Below are 26,014 nucleotides of genomic sequence, written 5' to 3'. Positions count from 1 at the left end.
GCGGGGCGCGATGCGCCGGGGCACTCAGGTCATCGTCGAGCTCACCCGTCTCGGCATCGTCCTGCTGTTCACGGCCATCGGCTTCGCACTCGCCCCGAACGTCACCGATCTCGTCGGCGCTGAGGACGAGGAGCCGATCCGGCTGATCAGCTCGGTGCTCGGTGCCCTCATCGGTTACCTGGTCGGAGGCGCCACCGGACGCCTTTTCGTGCGAGGTGTCGACGAGGCGCAACGTCGCCTCGAGACCGTCGAGGCGTCGACGCTGATCGCCGGCCTGGTCGGCGGGGCGTTGACGGGGCTGTTCGGCATGCTCCTGCTGTGGCCGGTGCTGCTGCTCCCGTCTCGGCTGTTCACGATCCCCGCCGCGATGCTCGTGCTCGCGACCCTGGTCTACGCGGGCGTACGCGTCGGGTCGGCGCGGGGCGGCGACCTGCTGCGGTTCGTCGGAGCCAGAGGACGCCTCCAGGTCTCCACTCCCAGCCGTGGCGGCGGGACCAAGATCGCCGACACCTCGGCGCTCATCGACGGCCGACTCGTCGACGTCGCCCGGGCGGGGTTCCTCGAGGGAACGCTCGTCGTCCCCAGGTTCGTGCTGCAGGAGATGCAGGCCTTCGCCGACGTCGAGGACCTGCAGAAGCGGGCCGCGGCACGACGTGGCCTCGATGCGCTGCGGATCCTGCAGGACGAGGCTCTGGTCGGGGTCGAGATCGCGGATGTCGACGTCCCCGGGGTCGCCGAGGTCGACGCCAAGCTCACCGCGATGTGCCGCGAGCGGGGGAGCACGCTGCTAACGGTCGACAGCAACCTCGCCCGTGTGGCCGAGATCAGCGGGGTGCGGGTGCTCAACCTGCACGGCCTCGCCGAGGCGATGCGGCCGCCCGCGGTCCCCGGCGAGACGCTGAGGGTGCAGATCGTCAAGCCCGGCCGTGAGCGAGGCCAGGGGGTGGGCTACCTGCCCGACGGCACCATGGTCGTGGTCGAGCGCGCCGCCAAGCTGCAGGGCGAGTGGGTCAGCGCCGACGTCACGTCGGTGGTCCAGAACCGCATGGGCCGGATGCTGTTCGGAGTGATCCAGGAGGGTGAGGGCACGTCGTGACGACGGTGTGCGCGATCGTCGTCGCGGCGGGTCGCGGCGAGCGCCTCGGCGCGGCGGGGGCGGGTCTGCCCAAGGCGCTGGTGCAACTCGCAGAGGCGACCCTCCTCGAACACGCGGTACGTCGCCTCGCCGCCGCCGGCATCGGGACGCAGGTGGTCGTCCACACGCCCGGCTACCGCGACGACTTCGCCGAGGTGCTCGAGAAGGCGGGGATCGACGTGACCCTCGTCCCCGGTGGGGCCAGCAGGTCGGCCAGTGTCCGGGCCGGCTTCGCCGCCCTGCGACGAGACACCGACGTCGTGGCCATCCACGACGCCGCCCGGGCCCTCACCCCCACGGATGTGATCGCGCGGACGCTCGCCGCCATCGGGGGCGACGTGGTCGCGGCTGCCCCTGGTCTCCCCGTCGCCGACACGCTCAAGCACGTCGCCGATGGCGCGGTGAGGGGCACGCTCCCTCGTGACTCCGTCTGGGCCATCCAGACCCCCCAGGTCGTGCGCTACGACGTCCTCGCGACGACGCTCGAGCACGCTGCTGAGCGGGACGCCACCGATGACCTCGCCCTCGTCGAGGCCGCGATCGCTGCCGGCGCGGTGGACGGCCGCATCCGCGTCGTGAGCGGCGATGCGCGGGCACTGAAGATCACCGGACCCGGCGATCTCGCGATCGCGCGGGACCTGCTGGCAGCCGAACGATGACGGTGAGCGTCGGATCCGGCCTCGATGTCCACGCCTTCGCGTCGGAACCGCGTCCGCTCGTCCTGGCCGGCGTCACGGTCCCCGACGCTCCCGGACTCGCCGGGCACTCGGATGCCGACGTCGTGGCGCACGCGGTCGCGGACGCCCTGCTCGGTGCGGCAGCACTGGGCGACCTCGGCCAGCGCTTCGGTGCTGACGCCCCGGAGCTGGCGGGTGCCGACTCTCTCGAGCTCCTCGCGGAGGTTGTGGCGCAGGTCACGGCGACCGACGGCGTCATCGTGCACGTCGATGTGATCGTGGTCGCACAGCGTCCCCGCCTGTCGGACCACCGCGACGCGATGCGCGTCAACCTCGCACGCTCGCTCGGGACCGACCTCGGAGCGGTCTCGGTGAAGTTCACCACCACCGACGGGCTCGGCAGCATCGGCCGGGGCGAGGGCATCGCGTGCTGGGCCACGGTCACGATCCAGAGGACAGGCGGGTAGCGAGCCGGCGATACCCTTCCCAGCCGCCCGCAGGAGGCCGCATGAGCCTGGTCATCTACGACACCCTCCGCCGTGACGAGGTGGCCTTCGAGCCTCGCGAGGACGGGCGCGCCTCGATCTACGTCTGCGGACCGACGGTGCAGTCGGGACCCCACGTCGGCCACGGCCGTGGGCAGGTCGTCTTCGATGTGCTGCGGAGGTGGCTCGGCCGGTCAGGCTACGACGTGCGCTTCGTGTGCAACGTCACGGATGTCGAGGACAAGATCATCATCCGAGCCAAGGGCGAGGGTGTCCCCGCACCCGTCATCGCGCAGCGCTACACGCGCGAGTGGGACCAGGTGATGGACGCGCTCGGGGTCCTGCCGCCTGACGTGCAGCCGCGAGCGACCGGGCACATCATCGAGATGCAGCAGCTCATCACCACGCTGATTGAGGCGGACAAGGCCTACGTCCGCGACGGCAACGTCCTGTTCCGGGTCCGCCGCTTCGAGGGTTACGGCAAGCTGTCGAACCGTCAGGTCGACGACATGCAGCAGGGCGATGACGTCGTAGGCGCGGACGCGAAGGACGACCCGCTCGACTTCGCGATGTGGAAGGCCGCCAAGCCGGATGAGCCCTCGTGGCCCTCGCCCTGGGGTGATGGCCGACCCGGCTGGCACATCGAGTGCAGCGCCATGGCGTTGCGCCACCTCGGGCACGAGTTCGACATCCACGGCGGAGGTCTCGATCTCGTCTTCCCCCACCACGAGAACGAGCTCGCCCAGTACGAGGCCGCGCACGGGGCGCCGTTCGCCCGCTACTGGATGCACAACGGCATGATCGCGATGGGTGCCGACAAGATGTCCAAGTCGATCGGCAACGTCGTCTCCCTCCGCGACGCGGTGGCGGCGTGGGGGCGCGGCCCGTTGCGGCTGTGGTACCTGAGCGCCCACCACCGCAGCCCGCTCGTCTACGACGAGGAGCGCCTCGAGGACGCTCGTGCCGGTTACGAGCGGTTCCTGACGTTCCTGCTGCAGGCGGCGCTCGCCCTCGGCTACGAGGCCGCGGGCGAGATCGATCCCGACCACGCGGTCGCCGCGCCCCACGCCGCGGAGTTCGCTGAGGCGCTCGACGCCGACCTCAACGCGCCCCGCGCGATCGCCGCCCTGCACGACCTCGTCACGGCCGGACACGAGCTGCTCGAACGCGTTGACGCGGGCGACGACGACGCCCGACCTGGCCTCCGCGCGTTGGGCGACACGCTCGCGGACCTCGCCGATCAGGTCCTGGGGCTCGATCTGGAGGACGCGGCGTTCTCCGCCTACCGCGTGCGCGAACGGTACGGCGACCTCATCGACGACGCGCTGACCGCGCGTGCCGAGGCCCGCGCCGACAAGGACTGGGAGCGGGCCGACGCGATCCGCGATCGGCTCGCCGCTGCCGGGATCGTCGTCGAGGACCGCCCCGAGCGATCGCGCTGGTACGCCGACCCGCTCCACCCACACGACCGATCGCGAGCGGCGCTCGAGCGTGTCACCTCGTGACCCGCGATGACGGTGACCGCATCGTGGTCGGGTTGCACCCGGTGCGTGAGCTCCTGCGGGCCGGCCGGCCCCTGCGGCGCATCCTCATCGACCGCGACCGGTCGCGCACCGAGGTCGTGGCCGAGATCCACGAACTGGCGGACGCCGCGGGCATCGCGATCGAGGCGGTGGCACGTTCGACCATCGATCAGCGCGCCCACGGCCACACCCACCAGGGCCTCCTCGCGATCGCGCCGGCCTTCCCCTACGTCGATCTCGACCACCTGCTCGCGCGTGCCGAGCGACGCGGCGAACCGCCGCTGCTCATCGCGCTCGACGGCATCACCGACCCGCACAACCTCGGGGCCATCGCGCGCACGGCGGAGGTCGCCGGGGCACACGGGTTGATCGTGACCCGGCGTCGTGCCGCCAGTGTGACGCCGAGCGTCGAGAAGGCCGCGGCGGGTGCGCTCGCTCACCTCCCTGTCGCGCGCTTACCGAACATGTCGCACGTTCTCCGCACACTCGGTGAGCGCGACGTGTGGAGCGTCGGACTGTCCGTAACGGCCTCGCAGAGCGTGTTCTCGTGCGATCTGCTGACCGAACCGCTGGTCCTCGTGGTCGGCTCGGAGAGCAGAGGACTAGCCCGTTCGAGCCATGTACACTGCGACACGCTCGTCAGTCTTCCTGTAGCGGGGCAACTGGGCTCGCTGAACGCCTCCGTTGCCACAGGGGTCGCGGTCTACGAGGTCTGGCGGAGACGACACGGACCGGGAGCACTCGGTGAGTAACCCAGACGGCCGCCGCTCGTTAGAGCACCTGACAGGCCGTTCAGGATGAGTGCTCAAGCAGCGGCGCGGTAGCACAACAGGCCGAGTGTCCTGAGCACAGCCCCCACCCCTCCATCGAAGGATCAGGTAGATGACGACGGTGAAGTCGGCACGGCTCCCCTCACTCGCGATCGATGTCCGGGCGGAAGACGAGCAACTCGTCGAGCGCGCTCGGGATGGCTCGCAGGACGCGCTGACCGAACTTCTCCTGCGCTACCGCCGCTTCGCCAGGGCCAAGGCTCGCTCGTACTTCCTCGTGGGTGCCGATCGTGAGGACATCATCCAGGAGGGGATGATCGGGCTGTACAAGGCGATCCGTGACTACGAGCCACAGCACGGGGCTTCCTTCCGTTCTTTCGCCGAGCTCTGCATCACCCGCCAGATCCTCACCGCGATCAAGACGGCCACGCGGCAGAAGCACGTGCCACTCAACTCGTACGTGTCGTTCGACCGCCCCACCTCCGACGATCCGGGTCATACGGTCGGCGACACGATCGCTGACGAGAGCGACATCGATCCCCTGAAGCTCCTCCTCGCCTCCGACGACCTGGCCCGTCTCCGCGCCAGCTTCGAGCAGCTGCTGTCGGAGCTCGAGGCCGACGTGCTCGCCCTGTACGTAGAGGGACGCTCGTACCAGGAGATCGCCGACCTTCTCGGCCGCCACGTCAAGTCGATCGACAACGCGCTCCAGCGCATCAAGCGCAAGCTCGAGCAACACCTCAAGGAACGCCGAGCCTCCACCGTCCACGTCTGACCCTTTCCTTGGCGACGCCGCATCCGCGGCTCGGCCGCGTCGTGGAGCCGCCGTGGTCGGGGGTAGCCTTCGTCTCCCGCCGGGGTAGCTCAGTCGGAAGAGCAGCGGCTTTGTAATCCGCAGGCCAGGGGTTCGATCCCCCTCCCCGGCTCACGACACCCTGTGGGACCGTGCCACCTAGTTGCAACCGTGTAACTTCGCTGCGATGCTCGCGCTGTCGACGGTGGAGGTAGCTAGGTTGGCTGAACTCGACGAACGCTCGCGTGCGATCCTCGGCTTCGAGCGTGAGTGGTGGAAGTACGCGGGCGCCAAGGAGCAGGCGATCCGCGACCGCTTCGACCTGTCACCGACGCGCTACTACCAACTGCTCAACCGGCTCATCGACGACGACGACGCGCTGAGCTACGACCCGATGCTGGTCAAGCGCCTGCGCCGCATGCGGGCCGCTCGCCAGCGTCAGCGGGCCGCGCGGCGGCTCGGGATGGAAGCCCGCTGACCACCAGCTGAGGACCGATGTCCGACGGTAGGCACGTCCCCCCTGGCGACCGCAGCCTGCTGCTGTCGATCGGCCGCCAACTCGCGGGAGGTGCCGCGCTCGTGCTCGTCGTCGCGGCAGCGTTCTGGGGCATCGGACAGGTGCGCACCGACACCGGCGACCCCGTCATCACCGAGCCGACCTCGGTGGCGACCGCGCCGGCGGACCAGCCCACCGACCCCGCCCCGACCGAGCCCACGGCCCAGCCCACGGCAGCGGTGACCGCCCAACCCACGGCACCAGGCCAGCCCACGGACGCTGCCTCCCCGCAGCCGACCGAGCCCGCCTCTCCACAGCCCGCCGCCGAGGGCGACGTCGACCCGGCCACCGTCCGGGTGCAGATCCTCGACGCGGTCCTCGATGACGGCGGCGAGGCGGCGGCGCGCATCGAGGACGAGCTCGAGGAGGCTGGCTACCGCGTCATCGCCGCGAACAAGGCGGTACGGCGCTACGAACGGACGACGGTCTTCTACACCGAGGGGAACCAGGCGGCGGCCGAGCAGCTCGCTGCACGGTTCGGGTTCGACGTCGTCGAGCCCAAGCCGGACAACCTCAGCTCAGGGGTCGAGATCCACCTCGTAGTGGGCGCCGACGCGTAGTTCTCGTCCTAGTGCTCCGTCACGGAAGTTGCTTGTCGGTTCCGTGATCCTCGCCGTGGGGGCGAGCGACTCCCATCCACGCGGGTTATGGGTGGGCGGCCCGGAGCCGGGCCAGACCGACGGCGGACATCGTGCAGGTGTCGGCGTCGGTCACGCCGTGCAGGGTGCCTGCTCGACGGTGCTCGATCCGCACCGGAGCGCGGATGATCCCGCCGCCTCTGGCGGCTGGCTGTCCGCAGTGCGGACAGGTCAAGATCCGGCCGGACGGTTTGGGGACGCGCCGGCCGCAGTCGGGACAGCTCGACGAGGTCCCCCGCTCGTCTACGGTCACGAGCCGGCTGCTGGTAGTTGACCACCGGCGCCCCACCCCGCCTGACCCGGTCCCGGTTCAACTCGATCAGCGCCGCCCACACATCACCGCCGCTGCGCAGCAACCCGTACAACCGACGCGCCTGGCCCCGGGTCGGACGAAACCCCACCCGCGCCGTCCGCAACACCGTCCGCGACGCCTTCGCCGCGCCGCCAGTTCCAGCCATGGACCGAGCATCGCACCCACCTGCGACACCGAACCGTCAAACCATCCCGTTACGGACCACTAGCTGTTCTGGAGGAGCTGGAGCTTCTCGAGGATCATCCGGCGGCGACGCTCCTCCTCCTCCGGGTCGTTGTCGAGCACGTCCTGCAGGACCTGGGACAACGCCAGCGGCGAGAAGGGCTTGGTGATGTACTCGGCCGCGCCGGATGACCAGCCGCGGATCTGGTCCTGATCCTGCACCTTGGCGGTCAGCATGACGACGGGGATGTCCTTGAGCTCGGGGTCGTCCTTGATGGCAGCCAGCACCTGCCAGCCGTCCATCTTCGGCATCATGACGTCGAGCAGGACGATGTCGGGACGCTCCGCTCGCACCTGCTCCATCGCCCGTTCGCCATCGCTGGCCTCGACGACGTCGTAGCCCTCGAACTCGAGGTTGACCCGGCACAGGAGCAGCACATCAGGTTCGTCGTCGACGACGAGCACCTTGCGTTTGTCGGCCACGCTGGCACCTCCGGGTCCGGTCGCAGTATGACCGCTCGGGGGGGCCCGTGCAGGGGTCCAGCACGAGCCTCGATCCTCCCCGTCGACCGGTCCGACCACCGCTTTAGCGTTGCGTGGGCGCAACAACACGCCTCGTTGCTAACGGTGGACCGGGTGGTAGCGTGCCGCCGCGACGGGAGGAGTCGTTGGACGGCACGAGGCTGCGGACGTGGTTCCACGCGACGTGGACCACGATCGGACTGCTGCTGCTGCTCGCTGCGGCCTGGTGGGTCATCCGCGAGCCGTTCGGCATCATCTTCGCGCCGTTGGCGTTCGCCGCAGTCATCGTCTACCTGCTCAACCCCGTGGTCCGGTGGCTGCACGCCCGGCGCATCCCACGCGGGCTCGGTGCCACCTTCGCCTACCTGGTGTTCCTCGGTGCGCTCATCGCGATCGGTGCCGTGGTCGGACCGTTGCTGGCCGACCAGGTCGGGGAGTTCGGGGACGACTTCCCCGACATCGCCACCGACCTGCAGAACACGATCAACACCCAGCTCGACCGGGTCGGTGTGGACTACGAGGTCAACTTCGACCTCAGGTCCGACGAGGTCCAGGACGGGCTGCGCGAGTTCTTCACGCGCAACCGCGAGCAGCTCACCGAGCTGCTCAGGGGGGCGGGCTCGGTGCTGGGAGCGGTCTTCCACGTCCTGTTGACCCTGATCCTCGCCCCGATCCTCGCCTTCTACCTCCTCGTGGACCTCCCCAAGCTCAACGAGAGCTTCCGTAGCTTCCTCCCGCCCGGCCGGCGTGGCGAGTTCTTCGAGGTGACCCAGCGCATCGGGGTCACGGTCGGGGCGTACTTCCGTGGGATGCTGTTCGTGGCGGCCTTCGTGGCCATCGGCACCTCGATCGGTCTGGCCATCATCGGGCTCCCCTTCTGGGCGCTGGTCGGGGCGCTGTCCGGACTGTTCAACCTCATCCCGCTGATCGGGCCCTTCGTCGGCGGCGCCGTCGGGGTGGTCCTGGCGCTGACGGTCGGCGATGGGTTCGGCCAGGCTCTGGCGGTCGTGATCGTCATGACCGTGGTCCAGCAGATCGATAACCACCTCATCACGCCGAACATCATGTCCCGGACGGTGAAGCTCCACCCCGTCACCGTCATGCTCGGCCTGCTCGTCGCGGGATCGATGTACGGCATCCTCGGCATGCTCGTCGTCATCCCCATCATCGCGACCGCGAAGCTGGTGGCGCTCCACGTCCTCGTGACACGGGTGCCGGCCATGAGCCACCTCGCCGCCCGAGAGGGGCCGGGACTGTTCGACGACCTCGGGGTCGACGAGGACCCCTCACCGGACACCTCGGACGTCACCTCGGCACCTGAGCGCCCGACGCGTGCACCTCGAGCGCGAGACGAGGGCGCCGACACCAGGGGGGAGCAGCCTTCCTCGCCGTGAGGAGCGCGTGAGGTGGCGCCAGCAGCGGGCCTACAGCGAGCTGAGCGGCGGACGCTCGGCCCATGCGACGGCGTGGGAGTCGAGCCGCAGCGCCCCGTCCTCCCCCCGCACCGGCTGTGCCAGCAGCGCCCCGAGGGGATCGCGGAACGATGCGCGACCCGCCCGTTCCAGGCGGGCCATCGCCACGTGCAGGATCTCGGCGGCCATCCGGCTGAGCGCGTGCAGCGGCTGGTGCTCATGGACGCGCCGGCCCAGGTCGACCTGGGCGATCGCCGCGGCTCCGCGAGCCTCGACGATGTCGATGAGCAGCGCGAGTTCGACGCCGTAGCCCTGGACGAAGGGGACCGACTCGAGCAGGCCCCGGCGTCCGGCGTACTCGCCGGACAGCGGTTGGCTCAACCACGCAAGCTCGGGCCAGAAGGTCGCCAGCAGCGGACGCGCGAGGAGCTCGGTGACGCGGCCTCCGCCCTCGGGGAGGAGGGCCTCACCAGCGCGGAAAGGGCGGTCGTAGCTGGCCTTGACGAACGCGACGTCAACATCGGTGAGCAAGGGACCCAGCAGACCCGTGACGAACCGTGGGCCGATGTCGTGGATGTCCGCGTCGACGAACACGACCAGATCGCCACCGGTCACGGACAGGCCCTTCCACAGCGCCTCGCCCTTGCCGGACCCCGGGCCGAAGTCGGTCAGGACATCGGTCTGGTCCACCACCTCAGCCCCGGCTCTCGCAGCCACCTCCGCCGTGCGATCGCTGGAGTGACCGTCCACCACGACGAGTTCGTCGATCAGCGGGAGGTCGTCGACCAGCGCCGACCGCAGGGTCGACACGACCCGTCCGACGGTCGCCTCCTCGTTCCGTGCCGGGATCACGACGGAAACCGTCGCGCCGTCGGCCTTCTTCTGCGCGAGCAGGTCGTCGGCGGCGAAGTCGGTGTGGGACCACGTGCGGGCCTGGTGATGCTCGAGCGAAGCGGTAGCACGACGTGCGTGCTCTTGGAACGAGGTCACCGGCGAACTCCGGAGGGCGGGAAGGAGGGTCGGCGCGGACTTGCACACGATCGCCGTTGCTGGCACGGTACCGCACGGCGACTCATCCAGAGAGGTCGAGGGCTCGGGCCCGTTGACGCCTCGGCAACCCCCTCGCCACCGGCAGCGCCGCCGGATCCGGGGGAAGGTGCCAAACCCGGACCGCCACACCGCGACGAGGCGGATCCTCGTCCGAGGTGGCAGGTCGATGAGCTTGGGACGACGGCGTTCGCGAAGTCGGTTCGAAGGTCACGGCCTCCCGGTCCCGGGAGGCCGTTGCGCTTCCCGGGGTGGGAGCGGTCGCCACGGAGAGACGGCAGCACGGCGCTGCCACGGATGGCGACAGGGATACCAGTGACTAGCAACGTGACCAACCTGCGGTGTCGCGAGTGTGGCACCGAGACCGACATCGGACCGATCCACGTCTGCGACGTGTGCTTCGGCCCGCTCGAGGTCGCCTACGACGAGGACCTCATCGTCCAGCGCGTCTCGCGCGAACGCATCGCCGGCGGTCCGGCGACGATGTGGCGGTACGCCGACCTGTTGCCCCTGATCGACGACGACCCAGCGGTGCGGGTCGACCTCGGGACCGGCTTCACGCCGCTGCGCCCCGCCCCGCGCCTCGCCGCGCGCCTCGGGCTCGGTGAGCTGTACCTCAAGGACGACACCCGCAACCCCTCGGGGTCGTTCAAGGACCGCGTCGTGACGGTCGCTCTCACCGCCGCGCGGGCCCTCGGGATCGAGACCGTCGGGTGCGCGTCGACCGGCAACCTCGCCAACGCCGTGGCTGCGCACGCTGCCGCGACCGGCCTGACCGCCTACGTCTTCGTGCCGCACGACCTCGAGCAGGCCAAGATCGTCGCGTCGGCCGTCTACGGCGCGAACGTCGTGTCGGTCAAGGGGACCTACGACGAGGTCAACCGCCTCTGCGCCGAGGTGGCCGACCACAAGAGCTGGGGGCTGTGCAACGTCAACCTCCGCCCCTACTACGCCGAGGGGTCGAAGACCATCGGGTTCGAGATCGCGGAGCAGCTCGGTTGGCGGTTGCCCGACCACGTCGTGATCCCGGTCGCGTCCGGGGCGATGCTCACCAAGGTCCACAAGGCCTTCGGTGAGCTGCAGCGCTACGGCCTCGTCGATGGCGCGACCCCACGCATCTCGGGTGCCCAGGCGGCCGGCTGCAACCCGGTCGCCGCCGCGTTCAAGGCAGGCACGCGGGACATCCGTCCCGTGAAGCCCGACACGATCGCGCGCTCGCTCGCTATCGGCGATCCGGCTGACGGCTACTACGCGGTCGGCATCGCCCAGGAGACCGGCGGGGTCGTCGAGGACGTCACGGATGACGAGATCGTCGCCGGCATCCGTCTCCTGGCCGAGACCGAAGGGATCTTCGCCGAGACCGCAGGAGGCGTCACCGTCGCGAACCTGCTCAAGCTGGCACGGGCCGGCGTCGTGCGCCGCGATGAACGCGTCGTCGCGGTGATCAGTGGCAACGGTTTCAAGACCATCGAGGCGCTCGCTCCCTCGACCGGCGCGACGTACCACGTTGCCCCGTCGCTGGACGACCTCCTCGCCCAACTCGAGAGCCGGCAGGAGCAGCCATGAGCGTCACGGTCCGCATCCCCACCCCGCTGCGCAAGCTGACCGACGGGAGGTCCGAGGTCGCGGTCGAGGCCACCGACGTGCGTTCCGCGGTCACGGCGCTCGAGGCCAGCTACCCGGGCTTCGGTGAGCGTCTCCTGGACGACGAGGGCAACCTGCGCCGCTTCGTCAACGTGTTCGTGCGTGACGAGGACGTTCGCTTCCAGCAGGGCCTCGACACGGCCGTGAGCGACGGGGACGTCGTCTCGATCGTGCCGGCGGTTGCTGGCGGTTGCGGGGCGGCTCGGTAACCTCCGCAGACCGCGCTCACGGCTGGCCCGGGGGAACCGCTGACACGACCGTCTGATCAGCCGTGGCATCGATCTGACCGTGCTCGAGCCGGCCCGAGGCCGGCAGCACAACTAGAAGCACAACGTAGAAGGGGACCACCCGATGCGCTCCATGCTGTCCAAGCCGCGTTTCCTCGCCTCTGTCGCGTCTGCAGCGCTGCTCGCCACTGCCTGTGGGGGAGGCAGCTCGCTCGACGTCGAGAGCAACCCCTCGCAGGCTCTGAGCGACGCCGCCCAGAACCTCGCCGAGAGCGACGCCATCGAGGCCGTCATCCGCCTCGATGCGGACGCCGATGACCTCGCCGCGCTTGCAGCGGAGGGTGGCGACGATCTCCCTCCGGAAGCAGCCGAGGCCATCACCAACTCGTCGCTGCGCGTCCGCTCCCAGGGCTCCGGTGATGATGGCCAGTTCGAGATGGCGGTCGTCATCGACGGCGACGAGTCGATCGAGATCCGCGCTATCGGCCAGGAGGTCTACGTCCGGGCGGATGTCCGCGGGCTGCTCGACCGCTTCGACACGACCGGTACCGCGGCCGCGGAGCTCGAGACGGGGCTGGAGCAGATGCAGGCATCGGGTCTCGACTTCGTGGGCCCGGCGGTCGAGGGCGAGTGGCTCCACCTCACCGGCGTCCGGCAGGTCATGGAGATGATGCAGGGCTTCGCGGGCGGACAGCAGCCGGACGAGGCCGAGGTCGAGCAGGTCGCTGAGCAGGTCAAGCAGCGCCTCCAGCAGTTCTTCTCGGAGGAGGTCGAGGTCAGCTACATCGGCTCGGAGGACGCCGGCGAGCGGGTCCGGGCTACCGCGACCGGTGAGGAGCTGCTCACCCTCGGCGAGGAGCTCTTCGCGCTCATGGGCCCGCTCGCGGCCGGCCTCACCGGAGGGCAGGACCCGACCGCCGCGATCGACGAGCTACGCGCCGAGGCGGGTGCTGACGCGGAGAACTTCACCCTCCCCATCGACGTCTGGATCGACGGTGACCGCATCTCGCGGGTCGGCTTCGACGTGCTCGCCTTCGCGGAGCTCAACGCGGAGATGATGGGTGAGGACGCGGAGATCCCTGAGGGCCTCGATCGCCTCGCCCTCGTCATCGACCTGAACGAGTTCGGCGACAGCATCGAGGCGCCCGACGACGCCGTCGAGGTGAACCTGTTCGAGTTGTTCGGTCAGCTCGGCGGCGGACTCGGCGCAGGGGTGAGCGGCTGATCGACGAGGGAGGGGCCGACGCTGACCGCGTCGGCCCCGACCTGCCACCGTGCTGAGCCTGCTCATCGTCGCGTTCGCCGCGGCGTACGTCGTGCGTGGGTGGCGTCGTGGGCTCATGGTCGAGGTGGTCGACCTCGTCGGCCTCATCGTCGCGCTCGTGATCACCGCCCTCGTGTGGCCGTGGGTGGGTGGTCTGTTGCAGGTCCTCACGCCGATCGGTGACGTGTGGGCCACGGGACTCGGCGTCGGAGCCACGATCAGCACGCTCCTCGCGGCGCTGTTCCTCGCCTCGCGCTGGGTGGGCACCCAGCGGCAGCTGCTGCCCGCCGCCACCCGCCGCGTCGATCGCGTCGGCGGTGCGGTGTTCGCGGGCACGTGGAGCGTGCTGCTCGTGGCTGGCCTGCTCATGCTGGCGGTCACCGCTCCAGGAGCGCGTCCGCGGACAGCCCCGGTGGTGTGCAACTCCGCGGTGGGGCACGCGCTGATCACTGGCGCGCACCCGTTCCACACCGGCGGGGCGATGATCGCCGACCTCGGTCGGCCCGTGCTGCTGTGGGTCAGCCAGCGGCTGAACGACGCCTTCACGCTCGGTCACGATCCCACCGTCTGTGATGACCTCGGTCAGCCGGTGGAGGGTGCGACGGGCTCGTTCCGCTTCCCGGCAGCCGCCGCAGAGGAGCTGCGGATCGATCCGACGGCGGAGTCCCGCGTCCTGGAACTGCTGAACGACGCACGGACCGCAGCGGGAGTGGAGCCACTCGTCGCGGACGATCCGCTCGCCGACGTGGGAAGAGCCCACGCGAGGGACATGTACCTGCGTGGCTACTTCGCTCACGAGACCCCTGAGTGCTCCGTCGGACCTGACGCGCCGGGGTGCTCGGACCCGTTCGATCGCATCCGAGCCGCCGCGATCAGCTACGCCGTGGCCGGGGAGAACCTGGCGCTCGCGCCGACTGCCGAGACCGCTCACCGCGGCCTCATGGACTCGCCGGGACACCGCGCCAACATCCTCAACCCCGACTTCCGCCGTATCGGGGTAGGTGTGGTCGCCGGGCCCTTCGGGTTGATGGTCACGCAGGAGTTCGCCGGCTGAACGCCGAACCAACCGAGAGGCCGACTCGGTTGGTCTATCGCCCTCCGGGCTACTTGAGACCGACTCGGTTGGTCTCTCGCCCTCCGGGCTACTTGAGACCGCTACTTGCAACCGGCGTGACCCGACGGCAGGCTGCGGCCTCGACGCGCGGCGCCACGCCGCGCGTCGGCACGTCGAAGCCACGCTGACCCACCCCAGCCCCCTACCCGGAGTGCGACCTGGTGCGACGCCGGACGAGCATGCTGGCCATCGTGGCCGCGTTCGCGGCCCTGCTCATCGCGAGCCCGGCCGCCGCTGAGGACGACACGGTCATCTGGTTCCCCGTGCAGGACACGGGCGACGTGCAGTTCGAGGACTCTTGGGGCGAGTCTCGGGGTGGTCGCGCCCACACCGGCGTCGACATCATGGCGCCCCAGATGAACGAGATCTACGCCGCCTGGTCGGGCGAGATCGACGCCTACGAAGGGGATTGCGCCGCTGGCGAGTACTGCTCGTCGTACTACCTGCTGCTCTCGGGCGACGACGGGCGGTCGTACTTCTACGTCCACCTGAACAACGACACGCCGGGTCGACCCAACGGCTGCGACGGCGTCGGTGGGGTCGAAGCGGCGTTCGCGCCCCGCCTCGTCGAGGAGCTGCGTGCTCGCGGGACACTCGTCGGGGTGAGGGTCGAGCGGGGCGAGCACATCGCCTACAACGGGTCGTCCGGCAACGCCGGTTGCGTCGGTCCTCACCTGCACTTCGAGGTGTGGGAGGGACACGGGTGGGGCGCACCCAAGGTCAACCCCTACCCGTTCGCCAAGGCCGCCTGGGACGCGGGCAACCGGTGGGGTGCTGACGGCGAGCCGGAGGCGATGATCGCCCACGGCCGTACTGCGGGGGCCGACCGCGTGGCGACCTCCGTCGCCCTGTCCCGCGCGGGCTTCGACGCCGCCCACGCGGTCGTGATCGCGCCAGGAGGCGTGTACCCCGAGGCGCTCGTGGCCGCGCCCCTCGCGGCCGTGCTCGATGGTCCCGTGCTGCTGGCGTGGGACGGCACCGGCGAACTGGTGACCGACGAGGTCGCCGCCGAGATCGAGCGTCTCGGGGCCAGCTACGCCGTGCTGGTGGGGAACGGGTCGCGCCTGCCGGAGGCGGTGATCGACGAGCTGGTCGCCGAGACGGCACTCGAGCACAGCCAGATCCGGCGCATCGGCGGAGCGGACCGCTACGAGCTGTCGCAGAACGTGGCGCGAGAGGTGCTCGCCTACCACGGCATCGAGGCAGCCGGGTCGGAGCCATCTTCCGCCTCGGAGGACGACGAGGACGTGGCATCGCCGAGCTGGCTCCTGTCGGCCTCCGCGGACGAGCCGCCCTCCACCGTCTCGCCGCTGGTGGCCCTCGGCGAGCATCCCGTCGAGGGACGCGGCTGGCCGGACGCGCTCGCTTCGAGCGTGCTCGCGGCCAGACAGCAGGTCCCGATCCTGCTCACGCGACCCACCGAGCTGCCGGACGAGACCCGCGAGATCCTCGAGTCGGATGGCATCGGCGAGGTCCGCTTGGCCGGAGGCCCGGAGGCCATCGCCGAGGAGGTCGAGGAGCAGATCCGCGACCTGGGCCACGAGACGCAACGTCTCGCCGGCGCCGACCGCTACGGCACCTCGCTCGCCCTTGCCGCCGAGACGCTGACGGATGCGGGGGTCAGCCCGGACCGTGTGTACTTCGCGACGGGTCTGAACTTCCCCGATGCCCTGGCGTCCGGATCGGCGGTCGCCAGCCTGGGTCATCCGCTGCTGCTCGTCCACGGCCAGGATCGCGAACGCGCCGCCGACGTGTACGCGTGGCTGGCCGATCGGGCGGGCACGGTCACCGAGGTCGTCGCGATCGGTGGCCCTGCGGCGGTCGCTGACACCGTCCTGCGCAAGCTGGCAACGGCCGCCCACCCCGACAGCTGACGTGAGCCTGAAGTGTTGAGTACGTTCTCACGCACTCAACTCTTCAACGTCGCCGTCCGCGTCGGGGCGTGGGATCGTCGCGCCCGACGATGCCGTCGATCCACCGCCCGACGAGGGCCAGGCCACCGGCACGGAGGAACGGCTCGCGCTGCTTCGCCTCGAGCACCAGCGTCTCGGCGTCGACACCCGCAGCATCGAACCGTGGCACGTTCTGGGGCCGCTGTGCCCACTCGGCGAACAGCTCGGCGCTGGTCTCCGGGTGGAACTGCACCCCGTAGCTGAGGCCATCAGCCAGACGGAACGAGGTGTAGCCGTCGGTGCCGGTGGCCATGACCTGGGCCCCCTCCGGCAGCTCGGCGACCTCGTCGTCGTGGATGACCAGCACGGGCATGCCGTTGGGCCAGCCGGCCCAGATCTCGTCGTCGTCGGCGACCTCGGTGCGGTCGATCGGGATGAAACCGATCTCAGGTCGGGGGCGTTGGACGACCCGGCCTCCCATCGCCTGGGCGATGAGCTGGTGGCCCAGGCAGATCCCGAAGGCCGGGACCCCCAACTCGATGGTCTCGCGCAGCCACTCGATCTCGGCCGCGAGCCACGGAAGCTGCGGGGCGTCGAGCACGCTCACGTAGCCGCCCAGGACGAGCACGCCGCGCAGCCGCGAGCGGTCGACCGGGAGCTCGTCGCCCTGATCGACGCGCACGATGCGGTAGGGGCGTTGCCCCGCGCGGGCGTCGAGCACCGGTGTGAGCGCGGACGGGCCGGTGATGTCGCCGTGCTGCACGACGAGCATCTCGCCGTAGTCGTACGCCTCTTCCTCGGCCACGTGGCGCCTCACCGTCCGCGGAGTCGCGAGCGTACTGAGCGGCGGTCGATCGTCCTGGATCAGGCCAGGAACGGCAGGAGGGCGACCCAGGCGGCGAGCAGCACGACACCCTCCCAGCGCACGACCTCGCGCTCCGTCATCATGAACCACCCGGCCACGACCGCGACGACCACCATCATCGCGGCGCCCACGCTGCCGAGGGACGGATCGGCCACCGTTCCCGGCCCGGCCAAGGCGACGGTTCCACCGACCGCGAGGCTGTTGAAGATGTTGGAGCCGAGCAGGTTGCCCACGATCAGATCGGTCTCGTTCTTCCGTGCCGCCTGCAGGCTCGTCGCAAGCTCGGGTAGTGAGGTCCCGACCGCGACGATGGTCACGCCCACGAAGCCCTCGGCGAGCCCGAAGTCCGTAGCGATCGATCGCGCCGACTCGACCAGGATCTGCGCCGACACGAGCGTGCCGACCAGGCCCAGCAGGGTCCTGACCACGTCCGGCCACAGCCGCGCACCAGCGGTGTGGTCCTCGAGGAACTCCTCGACCTCCGCGCTGAGCTCCTCGTCGCCCGTCCGGGTCCCGACGATGATGGCGCCGAACGCGACGACGAGCGCGCCGAGCATGAACGCCCCCTCGAGTCGGCTCAACCCGCCCTGCAGCAGGACGGCGAACCCGATCACGCTGAGGACCGAGATCGGCGCCTCTCGCTTCAAGGTCCCCGAGTGCACCGTGATGGGGACGACCATCGCCGCGACGCCCAGCACGAGGGTCAGGTTGGCCGTGTTCGAACCCACGATGTTGCCCACCGCGAGGTCGAGCAGGCCCCGTCCCGCAGCGAGTCCCGAGACCACGAGCTCGGGTGCGCTGGTCCCCAGCCCGATGACGACCGCGCCGATGAGCACGGTCGACAGCCGCAGCCGAACCGCGAGTCGGCCGGCTCCGACGACGAACTGGTCCGCCGAGTAGGTCAACAGCACGAGCCCGGCTACCACGCCGAGGAGCGGGATGAGGACCATGGCGCGCGAGGCTAACCGTGAGGTAGGTAGCCTCCTGCCCGACTCGAAAGACCCGGAGCATCCCCGTGCACGCACGTCCACGATCGTCGCCCTGGCTCCTCGGGGCTTGCGCGCTGCTCGTCCTCACACTGCTCGCGACCGGATGCGGCGACGACGATGCGACCACGGACGACACCGCCGCTGGCCCGACGCCAACGCAGGACCTGGGCCAGAAACCCGAGGTCGAGGTGTCCGAGGGCGACCCACCGGCCGAGCTGGTCGTCGAGGATCTCGTGGTAGGTGAGGGCGACGAGGCGACCGCCGGGTCGACCGTCGAGGTCCACTACGTCGGCGTGGCGTGGACGACCGGTGAGCAGTTCGACGCGTCATGGGACCGCGGGACGACGTTCAGTTTCCAGTTGGGCGCCGGCGATGTGATCCCGGGGTGGGACGAGGGCGTCGAGGGCATGCACGAAGGCGGTCGACGTCGCCTGGTGATCCCGCCCGGCATGGCGTACGGCGAACGCGGTGTCCCCCCGGACATCGGTCCCAACGAGACGCTGGTCTTCGTGGTCGACCTGCTGTCGGTGTCGTGACATCGCCGCTCGGCGAGCTGCTCCACCGGGGCGATCCCGACCATCTTCTGGCTGAGGTCGACCGCCTCGTCAACCGCGGCGACTGGGACACGGTGCTCGTGCTCCGCGACCGCTGCAACGAGGCCGCCGAGCTGACCGGCAAGCAGCTGTGGGGCGTCGCCCAGTACGCCGAGTACCGCATCGCCCTCGAGGCCCCGGGCGGGCTGGCCGCGTCGGTGCTCGAGCCCGGGGCGGCGCGGTTCGCGCTCGGCCCTCTGACCGAGGTGGCCGCGTCCACCCACACCTGGCACGACCTCGCGGATCACCTCGATGCGCCCGTCGTGGCGGCGACCGTGGCGCAGGAGCGGATCCTGCGGAGCGAGGACCTGCGCGATGATGACCGCGCCCGCCCCGATGAGCTGGAGCTCCCTCTGCACCTGACGTCGTGGGAGCCCGACTACGCGCTGCCCGTCTACCGCGCCGACGAGCTGCTGCAGGACGGACCACCGCTGCCCGCCACCGCGCCCCGGTACATCGACGCCCCGCCCGCGTCACCGGTGGAGGACGACGCGCTCGAGCGGGCCGCTACCGACCTCGTCACCCCCTGGGTGGAGCAGTCCGGGGGCTGGTGTCACGTCATGGTCGGCGCCGGTGACGCGGCAGGCGCGGTCGCCGCGCTCGTCGCCGGCGTCGTGCGTCTGACGCCGCTGACGCTGCAGGAGGCGTTCGCGCGGATCGTCTGGGTCGCGTCGTCGGGAGGCGTGCACGGCCGGCGTCGGGGTGGGGCGGCGGGGCGCTCCCACGCCTTCTGGTTCGCGCACCTCCTGACCGAGCTGCCGTACGGGGCGGCTGCAGACGAGCTGGGAGCGCGGCTGTCCGAGCTCGAGTGGTACCTGTTCGACGAAGGCAGCGAGGACACCGGCTGGCACCTCCGCCTCGCCGTCGCCGATCCGCGGTCGGGGCGTTCCCTCGCCATCGACGCCGCCGACCCCACCGACGCCACCGAGACCGGCTGATCCCCAGCTTGGGTGGGATTTGCATACCCCCAGGGGGTATCTGTAGCATGCCCGCTATGAGCGCCGACACCGCCCCGCCCGTTCCGTCCGCCCCGACCCCGGCTCGCACCGCGATCACGCTTCCCGTCGAGGGCATGACGTGCGCGGCGTGCGCGACGCGGATCGGTCGCGCGCTCGGGAGGGTCGAGGGCGTCGAGCAGGCGGACGTCAACTACGCGACGCACCGCGCGGTGGTGACCTACGACCCGGGGCGTGTGGATCTGCAGGCCATGCGGACGAAGGTCGAGAGCATCGGCTACGCCATCCCGGACGTGGTGGACGACGAGGCCGCGTACCGGGATCGCGACCGCAAGCTGCTGCGCTCGCTGTTCACCGCCGCGATCCTCACCGTTCCGCTGCTGCTCATCAGCATGCTCATGCCGCTGCAGTTCGAGGGCTGGGAGTGGCTCGCGGCGGCCCTCGCCACGCCGGTCATCGTGTGGTCTGGGCGCGAGTTCCACCGCAACGCCGCCATCAACCTGCGCCACGGCAGCGTGACGATGGACACCCTCGTCTCGATGGGCACGCTCGTCGCGTTCGGGTGGTCGCTCGCGGCGCTCACGCTGGACCCGGCCGACTACCACGTCTACTTCGAGGTCGCGGCGGTCATCGTCACCGTCATCCTGCTCGGCCGCTGGTTCGAGCATCGAGCCAAGGGCCGGTCGTCGCAAGCGATCCGTCGCCTCCTGGAGTTGGGCACGAAGACCGCTCGGCTCGAGGACGGCCGCGAGGTCGCCGTCGAGGCGCTAGCCGTCGGAGACCGCTTCGTCGTCCGCCCCGGCGAACGCATCGCCACCGATGGCGTCGTCGTCACCGGCGAGAGCGCCGTCGACACCTCGATGGTCACCGGCGAGCCGGTGCCGGTCGACGTCGCTCCAGGCGACGGTCTCGTCGGCGGGACCGTGAACGAGGGTGGACGACTGATCGTGGAAGCGACTCGCGTCGGGGCGCAGACGGTCCTGGCCCGGATCATCGAGCAGGTCGCGCAGGCGCAGGGCGGCAAGGCTCCGGTCGAGCGCCTCGTCGACCGCGTCTCCGCGGTGTTCGTGCCGATCGTGCTGCTCATCGCCGCGGGCGCGTTCACCCTCGCGCTCCTCACGGGCGTGCCCATCGGTGATGCCGTCACCCGCGCCGTCGCGGTCCTCGTCATCGCGTGCCCGTGCGCACTCGGGCTCGCCACGCCGACGGCCATCATGGTCGGGACCGGCCGGGGCGCGTCCCTGGGGGTTCTGGTCAAGGGTGCCGAGACGCTCGAGGCGACCAAACGCATCGACACCATCATCACCGATAAGACGGGCACGATCACGCGTGGGGAGATGTCGCTCGCGGACGTCATCGCCGCCGACGGCGTCGACCTCCGACCGATCGCGGCGGCCGAGGACGCCTCGGAGCACCCGGTCGCGCGCGCCATCGCCGCTGGACTCCGTGCACGTCTCGATGGCGCCCCCCTCCCCCGGGTGTCGGCGTTCGCCAACGTTCCGGGGCGGGGTGTCCGTGCGACCGTCGACGAGCACGAGGTCCTGGTCGGCCGCCGAGGTTGGCTGAGCTCGGAGGGGGCGGTATCCAGCGATCACCTCGTCGAGGCACTCCAGGCCCAGGAGAGCCGTGGCCGCACGTCGGTCGTCGCAGCGATCGACGGCGTCGCCGTCGCGGTGCTGTCGGTCGAGGACACGCTGAAGGACGGAGCGTCCGCCGCGGTCGCCGCGTTCCACGACCTCGGACTGCGCGTGCTGCTCGTCACCGGCGACAACCCGACCACGGCAGGTGTCGTCGCGGAGACCGTCGGGATCGACGAGGTCATCGCCGGGGTGCTCCCTGGCGACAAGGCTGACGTCGTCGCCCGCCTTCAGAGCGAGGGGCACACGGTCGCGTTCCTCGGCGACGGGATCAACGACGCCCCCGCGCTGGCCCAGGCGGATCTGGGTATCGCCATCGGCACCGGATCGGACATCGCCATCGAGACCGGCGACATCACCCTCGTCTCGGGTGACCCGCGTGCGGCTGCTGACGCGGTCGCGCTGTCGCGGCGCACGCTCGGGACGATCCGCAGCAACCTCGTCTGGGCGTTCCTCTACAACGTCGCGGCGATCCCGCTCGCCGCGGCGGGCGCGCTCAACCCGATGATCGCCGCGGCGGCCATGGGCTTCTCGAGCGTGTCGGTGGTCGCCAACTCGCTGCGTCTGCGTCGCTTCCGAGGCTGGCGCGCCGCCTGACGTACTCGCGTTGGTGTCAGGGTGGGTGCGTGGCAGGATGCGCCCGAGCGGGAGGGCGCGATGCCGATCGGCGTGACCGAGGAACACGAGGCGCTGCACGACGCGGCGCGTCGCTGGGTGGCCGCGCGCTGCGGGCCCGAGGTGCCGCGCGCGTACGCGGAGGGTGAGGCCAGCGGCCTGCCGAAGTTCTGGGACGACCTCGTCGCGCAGGGCTGGACCGGCCTGCACCTGTCGGAGCGGCACGGCGGAGCGGGCTACGGGCTGCTCGAGGCGGCCTGCGTGCTCGAGGAGCTCGGCCGCGCGCTCGCCCCGGGTCCGCTCCTGGCGACGATCCTGGCGTCGGTCCTCGTCGAGCGCTTCGGCTCCGACGAGCAGCGAGCTGAGCTGCTCCCACGGTTCGCGAGCGGCGAGTCGATCGGCGGCGTGGCGCTGGCACACGGGGATGTGCACGTGAGCCGCAGCGATGGCGGCTTCCGACTGCGTGGCTCGGCCCGTCCCGTCCTGTCCGCGGACACTGCCGACGTCCTCGTCGTCGGTGGGGCCGAGGACGTCGACGGCCACGAGGTGTGGCTCGTCGTCGATGCGCAGGGTGTCGGCACGACGACCTACGACAGCCTCGACCCGACCCGTCCCGTCGGCGGAGCGGACTTCGACGGGGTCGAGGTGCCCGAGGCGCGCGTCCTCGACGGCGTGACGCGGCAAGAAGTCACCGACCGCGCGCTGCTGCTGTTCGCTGCGGAGGCGGCCGGCGTGGCCGGTTGGTGCCTCGACACCGCTGTCGAGTACGCCAAGGTCCGGGAGCAGTTCGGCCGTCCCATCGGCCAGTTCCAGGCCGTCAAGCACCGCTGCGCCGACATGCTGGTGCGCGCCGAACAGGCGCGGGCACTCGCGTGGGACGCCGCTGGTGCCGCCGATGAGTCCAATGGCGCAGCGCAAGCACACCTCCAGCGGCCAGGCGATGAGCAGGCGGCACTCGCAGCCAACATCGCAGGCGCCGTCGCGATCGAGCACGCCTTCCGCAACGCTGAGCACTGCATCCAGATCCTGGGCGGCATCGGCTTCACCTGGGAGCACGACGCGCACCTGTACCTGCGCCGCGCAGCTTCCGTGCGCCAGCTCGTGGACGCGCCCCGCGCCGCGCGTGCTCGTGCGGCCGCCCTGGCACTCGGCGGCACGCGGCGACAGCTCGAGCTGGAACTGCCGCAGCAGGAGGCCGCGCCCTTCCGTGAGGAGGTCCGCGCCTTCGTCGAGCGCGTGCGCGACCTCGACGAGGACGGTCAGCACCGCGAGCTGGCCGATGCGGGGTACCTCGTCGCGGAGATGCCCGAGCCCTGGGGGCGGGGCGCAGGCGCGATCGAGCAGCTCGTCATCGAGGCCGAGTTGCGCGACGCCGGCATCCGACGGCCGAGCCTCGCGATCGGGCAGTGGGTCATCCCGACGCTGCTGACCTACGGCACCCCCGAGCAGCAGGACCGCTACATCCGCCCGACGCTGCACGGCGACATCGCCTGGTGCCAGCTGTTCTCCGAACCGGGTGCCGGCTCCGACCTCGCATCGCTGCAGACCAAGGCGGTCCGGGTCGACGGCGGCTGGCGCCTGACCGGCCAGAAGGTGTGGACCTCGCTCGCCCAGCAGGCGGACCTCGCGATCTGCCTCGCACGCACCAACCCCGACGCCCCGAAGCACGACGGCATCACCTACTTCATCGTCGACATGCAGAACGACGGTGTCGACGTGCGCCCCCTGCGGGAGCTGACCGGCGAGGCGATGTTCAACGAGGTCTTCCTCACCGACGTCTTCGTCCCCGACGACCAGGTCGTCGGCGACGTCGACAGCGGCTGGCGCGTCGCCCGCAACACCCTGGCACACGAGCGCGTCGCCATGGCCAGCGGCACGACCTTCGGCGGCAGTGTCGAGGGCCTGCTGAGGTTCCTGGAGAGCCGGCCCGAACGTGACGACCCGCGCATCCGCGACGAGCTCGCGATCCTGCTCGGTGACGGCCTCTCGGTGGGGCTGCTGAGCCACCGCACCACGCTGCGCCAGCTCGCCGGGGCCGACCCCGGTCCCGGGGCGAGCGTACGCAAGCTCCTCGGCGTCGAGCACGACCAGCGCGTCTCGGAGTTCGCGCTGTCGCTGCTGGGGCCGGACGGCGCGATCACCGACGGCGACGGAGGCAGGTGGTCGCGCGCCTACCTGCTCAACCGCTGCCTCACGATCGCGGGCGGGACGTCCGAGATCCAGCGCAACGTCATCGGCGAGCGGCTCCTGGGACTGCCTCGCGACCCCGAGCCTTCGACGTGAGCCTTGAGGCCTTCACCGAGCTGTTCCGAGAGGCCGTGGCCGACGACGCGGTCGAGGAGCTCATCGCTCACGAGCGCGTGATCGACGCCGACGTGCACGCGTTCCCGGCGGCCGAGCGTCCCGCCGATCCGGGCGAGCGGCTCCGCCACCTCCAGCGCCTGCGAGCTGCCCTCGCCGACCTCACGGATCGTCCCGACCTCGATGGCACGGGACAGGCACGCTTCGTCGAGGCACCGGCCCCGCACCACGACAACGACCTGATCCTCGACCTCGCGCTCGACCTCGCGACACCCGAGTGGAGCCCCCGCACCGTGGCGGCCCTCGCGCGCTTCGGCCTGCACCACAACGCCCTGGGAGGCGTCGACCCCGATCCCGTCTACACCCACCAGCGGCTGCTCGTCGTCGTGCACACGCCCGACGCCGGCGCGCACGCGTACCGCGTGGTGCTGTCCTGCCCACCCAGCTGCGCCCATGCGCATCTGCCGCTGTCCGATCTGCGCGCGTCGATCGAGTCGGTGCGGCGCCGGATCTTCCACGAGCAGCTCCACGAGGCCCTGCTCGCCAACCTCGTCTAACGCGACCCCGTCTCGGTCCGGCCGTCGGATCCCGGGTACTCCGGGTGGCGGGTGAGGTAGTCGCTGACCGCCGCCATCGAGCGCTCGTTCTGTCGGTTGATGAAGCGGTAGATGGGCCCCTCCAACCAGCGCCACGGCCACGTGGTGAGGTGGTAGCGCTCCTCGAACCGCAGCCGTGTCCGATCCGAGGTGACCGGCTCGAGTTCCACCCGACCGGTCTGATCGTTGCCGGGCCGGTGCGCGAGCATCGTGTAGGTGTACCCGCGCTCCGGCACGACGTCGGTCACGAGTTCGAGCGCCGCGCCGCGACGGCCGAACGGGAGCCGGTAGATCACGCGCCGGAGCAGGCCGTTCCCATCGTCGTCCCCGGGATGGACCACCTCGACGTCGACGACCATCGGTGCGAACTCGGTCCAGCGGTCGTAGTCCTGGAGCAGGCGCCAGACGCGCTCCACGGCGTGCGGGATGTCGATCTCGAACCGGTGCTCCCTCATAGCCCGAAGAAGACCCGTCCGGCGCTGTCCCCGAGGAACGCTGCTCGCGCGTCGTCTTCGAGGGGAACCTCGCGGGCCGCCGTCAGCGCCCGTGGCAGCGGGATCACGGGGTGATCCGATGCGAACAGCACGCGACCACGACCCCGACTCGAGTTCATGAACCGCGCCAACCGCTCGTCCAGGTAGGTCGCGAGGTACGCCGACGTCATCAGGTACAGGTTCGGCCACTTCAGCAGGTACTGGATCAGCAACGCCTCGTAGGGGTGGCCCATGTGCGCTCCGACGACCACGAGGTCCGGGAAGTCGATCAGCACGTCCTCGAGCCGGCGGGGGTCCTGGCACTCCGACCGCACGCGCGGTCCGGGTACGCCGATGTTGATCGTGACAGGGAGGCCGGCCTCCTCGCAGGCGGCGTAGACGGGGTAGTACAGGCGGTGGTTCAGGGGGTACTGCTCGACCAGCGGCGTGACGCGCACGGCCACCACGGGGTCGTGGGCGGCCACGTCGCGGACGTGCCGGGCGTTGTCCATCGGGGAGGTCGCGCGATCGATCGCCGGGGCGACCCCGAACCGGGGCGCGTGCTCGGTCGCGACGGCGAGCTGCTCCTCCAGCGTCGGCAGACCGGCCTGGTCGCCCGTACCCGACAGGCCGGGCGTGAGGATGGCGCGGTCCACGCCCGCCTCATCCATGTCGGCGAGCAGAGCGTGCACCTCGCTGCCCTCGCCGGTACGACCGCCGAAGAGCTCACCCACGCTGCGGTTCTCCGAGGTCGCACTCCACGCACGACCGAACGACGCCGGGAACAGGTTGACCCACCCATCGATGATCACGAG

The 26,014-nt window shown here is 70.7% G+C and carries 26 protein-coding genes, 1 tRNA gene and 1 riboswitch; of the genes, 20 read left to right on the top strand and 7 right to left on the bottom strand.

Going from position 1 to position 26,014, the window contains the following annotated elements:
• Positions 1-10: 10 nt before the first annotated feature.
• The 9 genes from KY469_05775 to KY469_05735 all read left to right on the top strand — a co-directional run bounded on the left by KY469_05775 (position 11) and on the right by KY469_05735 (position 6,499).
• Positions 11-1,096: a TRAM domain-containing protein gene (locus tag KY469_05775; protein MBW3662592.1), complete on the top strand. Its 1,086-nt coding sequence runs from the start codon at positions 11-13 to the stop codon at positions 1,094-1,096.
• Positions 1,093-1,794 (top strand): 2-C-methyl-D-erythritol 4-phosphate cytidylyltransferase, encoded by a 702-nt coding sequence (locus KY469_05770; protein ID MBW3662591.1) that lies wholly within the window; start codon positions 1,093-1,095, stop codon positions 1,792-1,794. The genes KY469_05775 and KY469_05770 overlap by 4 nt, the downstream gene beginning before the upstream one ends.
• On the top strand, positions 1,791-2,279 hold the full coding sequence (gene ispF, locus KY469_05765) for a 2-C-methyl-D-erythritol 2,4-cyclodiphosphate synthase (protein ID MBW3662590.1): 489 nt from the start codon (positions 1,791-1,793) through the stop codon (positions 2,277-2,279). The genes KY469_05770 and ispF overlap by 4 nt, the downstream gene beginning before the upstream one ends.
• A 41-nt stretch (positions 2,280-2,320) precedes the next feature.
• Complete coding sequence (gene cysS, locus KY469_05760; protein ID MBW3662589.1) at positions 2,321-3,802, top strand: cysteine--tRNA ligase; 1,482 nt, start codon at positions 2,321-2,323, stop codon at positions 3,800-3,802.
• Positions 3,799-4,572 carry a 23S rRNA (guanosine(2251)-2'-O)-methyltransferase RlmB gene (rlmB, locus tag KY469_05755; protein ID MBW3662588.1) on the top strand — a complete coding sequence of 258 codons (774 nt, stop codon included), beginning with the start codon at positions 3,799-3,801 and terminating at the stop codon, positions 4,570-4,572. The genes cysS and rlmB overlap by 4 nt, the downstream gene beginning before the upstream one ends.
• A gap of 130 nt (positions 4,573-4,702) precedes the next feature.
• The gene (sigH, locus tag KY469_05750) at positions 4,703-5,365 is read left to right on the top strand and encodes an RNA polymerase sporulation sigma factor SigH (protein MBW3662587.1); all 663 of its coding nucleotides are present in this window, start codon (positions 4,703-4,705) and stop codon (positions 5,363-5,365) included.
• Between the two features lie 78 nt (positions 5,366-5,443).
• A tRNA-Thr gene (locus KY469_05745) sits at positions 5,444-5,516 on the top strand.
• A 54-nt stretch (positions 5,517-5,570) separates the two neighbouring features.
• Positions 5,571-5,861, top strand: a complete 291-nt coding sequence (locus tag KY469_05740; protein ID MBW3662586.1) for a DUF3263 domain-containing protein — start codon at positions 5,571-5,573, stop codon at positions 5,859-5,861.
• A 17-nt stretch (positions 5,862-5,878) separates the two neighbouring features.
• Positions 5,879-6,499: a LytR C-terminal domain-containing protein gene (locus KY469_05735; GenBank protein ID MBW3662585.1), complete on the top strand. Its 621-nt coding sequence runs from the start codon at positions 5,879-5,881 to the stop codon at positions 6,497-6,499.
• 85 nt (positions 6,500-6,584) lie between these two features.
• On the opposite strand, the gene KY469_05730 is transcribed toward KY469_05735, so the two are convergent.
• Both KY469_05730 and KY469_05725 read right to left on the bottom strand, forming a co-directional pair.
• Entirely contained in the window at positions 6,585-6,830 is a 246-nt protein-coding gene (locus KY469_05730) for a transposase (GenBank protein MBW3662584.1), read from the bottom strand.
• A gap of 264 nt (positions 6,831-7,094) precedes the next feature.
• On the bottom strand, positions 7,095-7,535 hold the full coding sequence (locus tag KY469_05725) for a response regulator (GenBank protein MBW3662583.1): 441 nt from the start codon (positions 7,533-7,535) through the stop codon (positions 7,095-7,097).
• Positions 7,536-7,720: 185 nt separating this feature from the next.
• Here KY469_05725 and KY469_05720 point away from each other — a divergent pair, with 185 nt between their 5' ends.
• The gene (locus KY469_05720; protein MBW3662582.1) at positions 7,721-8,968 is read left to right on the top strand and encodes an AI-2E family transporter; all 1,248 of its coding nucleotides are present in this window, start codon (positions 7,721-7,723) and stop codon (positions 8,966-8,968) included.
• 30 nt (positions 8,969-8,998) lie between these two features.
• Here KY469_05720 and KY469_05715 read toward each other — a convergent pair whose 3' ends face one another.
• Positions 8,999-9,976, bottom strand: coding sequence for a glucosyl-3-phosphoglycerate synthase (locus tag KY469_05715; GenBank protein ID MBW3662581.1), 978 nt, complete (start codon positions 9,974-9,976; stop codon positions 8,999-9,001).
• Positions 9,977-10,055: 79 nt separating this feature from the next.
• Positions 10,056-10,209: riboswitch (SAM riboswitch) on the top strand.
• A gap of 121 nt (positions 10,210-10,330) precedes the next feature.
• On the opposite strand from KY469_05715, the gene KY469_05710 reads away from it, so the two are divergent.
• The 5 genes from KY469_05710 to KY469_05690 all read left to right on the top strand — a co-directional run bounded on the left by KY469_05710 (position 10,331) and on the right by KY469_05690 (position 16,156).
• Positions 10,331-11,599, top strand: a complete 1,269-nt coding sequence (locus KY469_05710; protein ID MBW3662580.1) for a threonine synthase — start codon at positions 10,331-10,333, stop codon at positions 11,597-11,599.
• Positions 11,596-11,886, top strand: coding sequence for a MoaD/ThiS family protein (locus KY469_05705; GenBank protein MBW3662579.1), 291 nt, complete (start codon positions 11,596-11,598; stop codon positions 11,884-11,886). Before KY469_05710 ends, KY469_05705 begins: the two co-directional genes overlap by 4 nt.
• Before the next feature lie 142 nt (positions 11,887-12,028).
• Entirely contained in the window at positions 12,029-13,129 is a 1,101-nt protein-coding gene (locus tag KY469_05700) for a hypothetical protein (protein MBW3662578.1), read from the top strand.
• 49 nt (positions 13,130-13,178) lie between these two features.
• A complete protein-coding gene (locus tag KY469_05695; protein MBW3662577.1) occupies positions 13,179-14,222 on the top strand; it encodes a CvpA family protein in 1,044 nt (347 codons plus the stop codon).
• A gap of 221 nt (positions 14,223-14,443) precedes the next feature.
• The gene (locus tag KY469_05690) at positions 14,444-16,156 is read left to right on the top strand and encodes a cell wall-binding repeat-containing protein (protein ID MBW3662576.1); all 1,713 of its coding nucleotides are present in this window, start codon (positions 14,444-14,446) and stop codon (positions 16,154-16,156) included.
• A 43-nt stretch (positions 16,157-16,199) separates the two neighbouring features.
• Here KY469_05690 and KY469_05685 read toward each other — a convergent pair whose 3' ends face one another.
• Together KY469_05685 and KY469_05680 are read right to left on the bottom strand one after the other, a co-directional pair.
• A complete protein-coding gene (locus KY469_05685) occupies positions 16,200-16,979 on the bottom strand; it encodes a type 1 glutamine amidotransferase (protein ID MBW3662575.1) in 780 nt (259 codons plus the stop codon).
• A 59-nt stretch (positions 16,980-17,038) separates the two neighbouring features.
• The gene (locus KY469_05680) at positions 17,039-17,989 is read right to left on the bottom strand and encodes a calcium/sodium antiporter (protein MBW3662574.1); all 951 of its coding nucleotides are present in this window, start codon (positions 17,987-17,989) and stop codon (positions 17,039-17,041) included.
• A gap of 203 nt (positions 17,990-18,192) precedes the next feature.
• On the opposite strand from KY469_05680, the gene KY469_05675 reads away from it, so the two are divergent.
• From KY469_05675 to KY469_05655, 5 genes are read left to right on the top strand one after another with little or no spacing between them, the layout of a single operon-like run.
• Positions 18,193-18,564, top strand: a complete 372-nt coding sequence (locus KY469_05675) for an FKBP-type peptidyl-prolyl cis-trans isomerase (protein MBW3662573.1) — start codon at positions 18,193-18,195, stop codon at positions 18,562-18,564.
• Positions 18,561-19,559 (top strand): hypothetical protein, encoded by a 999-nt coding sequence (locus tag KY469_05670; protein ID MBW3662572.1) that lies wholly within the window; start codon positions 18,561-18,563, stop codon positions 19,557-19,559. Before KY469_05675 ends, KY469_05670 begins: the two co-directional genes overlap by 4 nt.
• Positions 19,560-19,615: 56 nt before the next feature.
• Entirely contained in the window at positions 19,616-21,811 is a 2,196-nt protein-coding gene (locus KY469_05665) for a heavy metal translocating P-type ATPase (GenBank protein MBW3662571.1), read from the top strand.
• Between the two features lie 60 nt (positions 21,812-21,871).
• Positions 21,872-24,112: an acyl-CoA dehydrogenase gene (locus KY469_05660; protein MBW3662570.1), complete on the top strand. Its 2,241-nt coding sequence runs from the start codon at positions 21,872-21,874 to the stop codon at positions 24,110-24,112.
• Positions 24,109-24,687 (top strand): hypothetical protein, encoded by a 579-nt coding sequence (locus tag KY469_05655; GenBank protein ID MBW3662569.1) that lies wholly within the window; start codon positions 24,109-24,111, stop codon positions 24,685-24,687. Before KY469_05660 ends, KY469_05655 begins: the two co-directional genes overlap by 4 nt.
• Here the strand turns inward: KY469_05655 and KY469_05650 are convergent.
• Together KY469_05650 and KY469_05645 are read right to left on the bottom strand one after the other, a co-directional pair.
• Positions 24,684-25,181 (bottom strand): SRPBCC family protein, encoded by a 498-nt coding sequence (locus tag KY469_05650; GenBank protein ID MBW3662568.1) that lies wholly within the window; start codon positions 25,179-25,181, stop codon positions 24,684-24,686. The two genes, KY469_05655 and KY469_05650, sit on opposite strands and share 4 nt — an antisense overlap.
• Positions 25,178-26,011, bottom strand: a complete 834-nt coding sequence (locus KY469_05645) for an amidohydrolase family protein (GenBank protein MBW3662567.1) — start codon at positions 26,009-26,011, stop codon at positions 25,178-25,180. The genes KY469_05650 and KY469_05645 overlap by 4 nt, the downstream gene beginning before the upstream one ends.
• Positions 26,012-26,014: the final 3 nt, after the last annotated feature.

This window comes from Actinomycetota bacterium (genome assembly GCA_019347575.1).
Classification (GTDB): Bacteria; Actinomycetota; Nitriliruptoria; order Nitriliruptorales; family Nitriliruptoraceae; genus JAHWKY01.
Note: the sequence above shows the minus strand (reverse complement) of the source record. Positions and strands in the feature narration are given on the sequence as shown.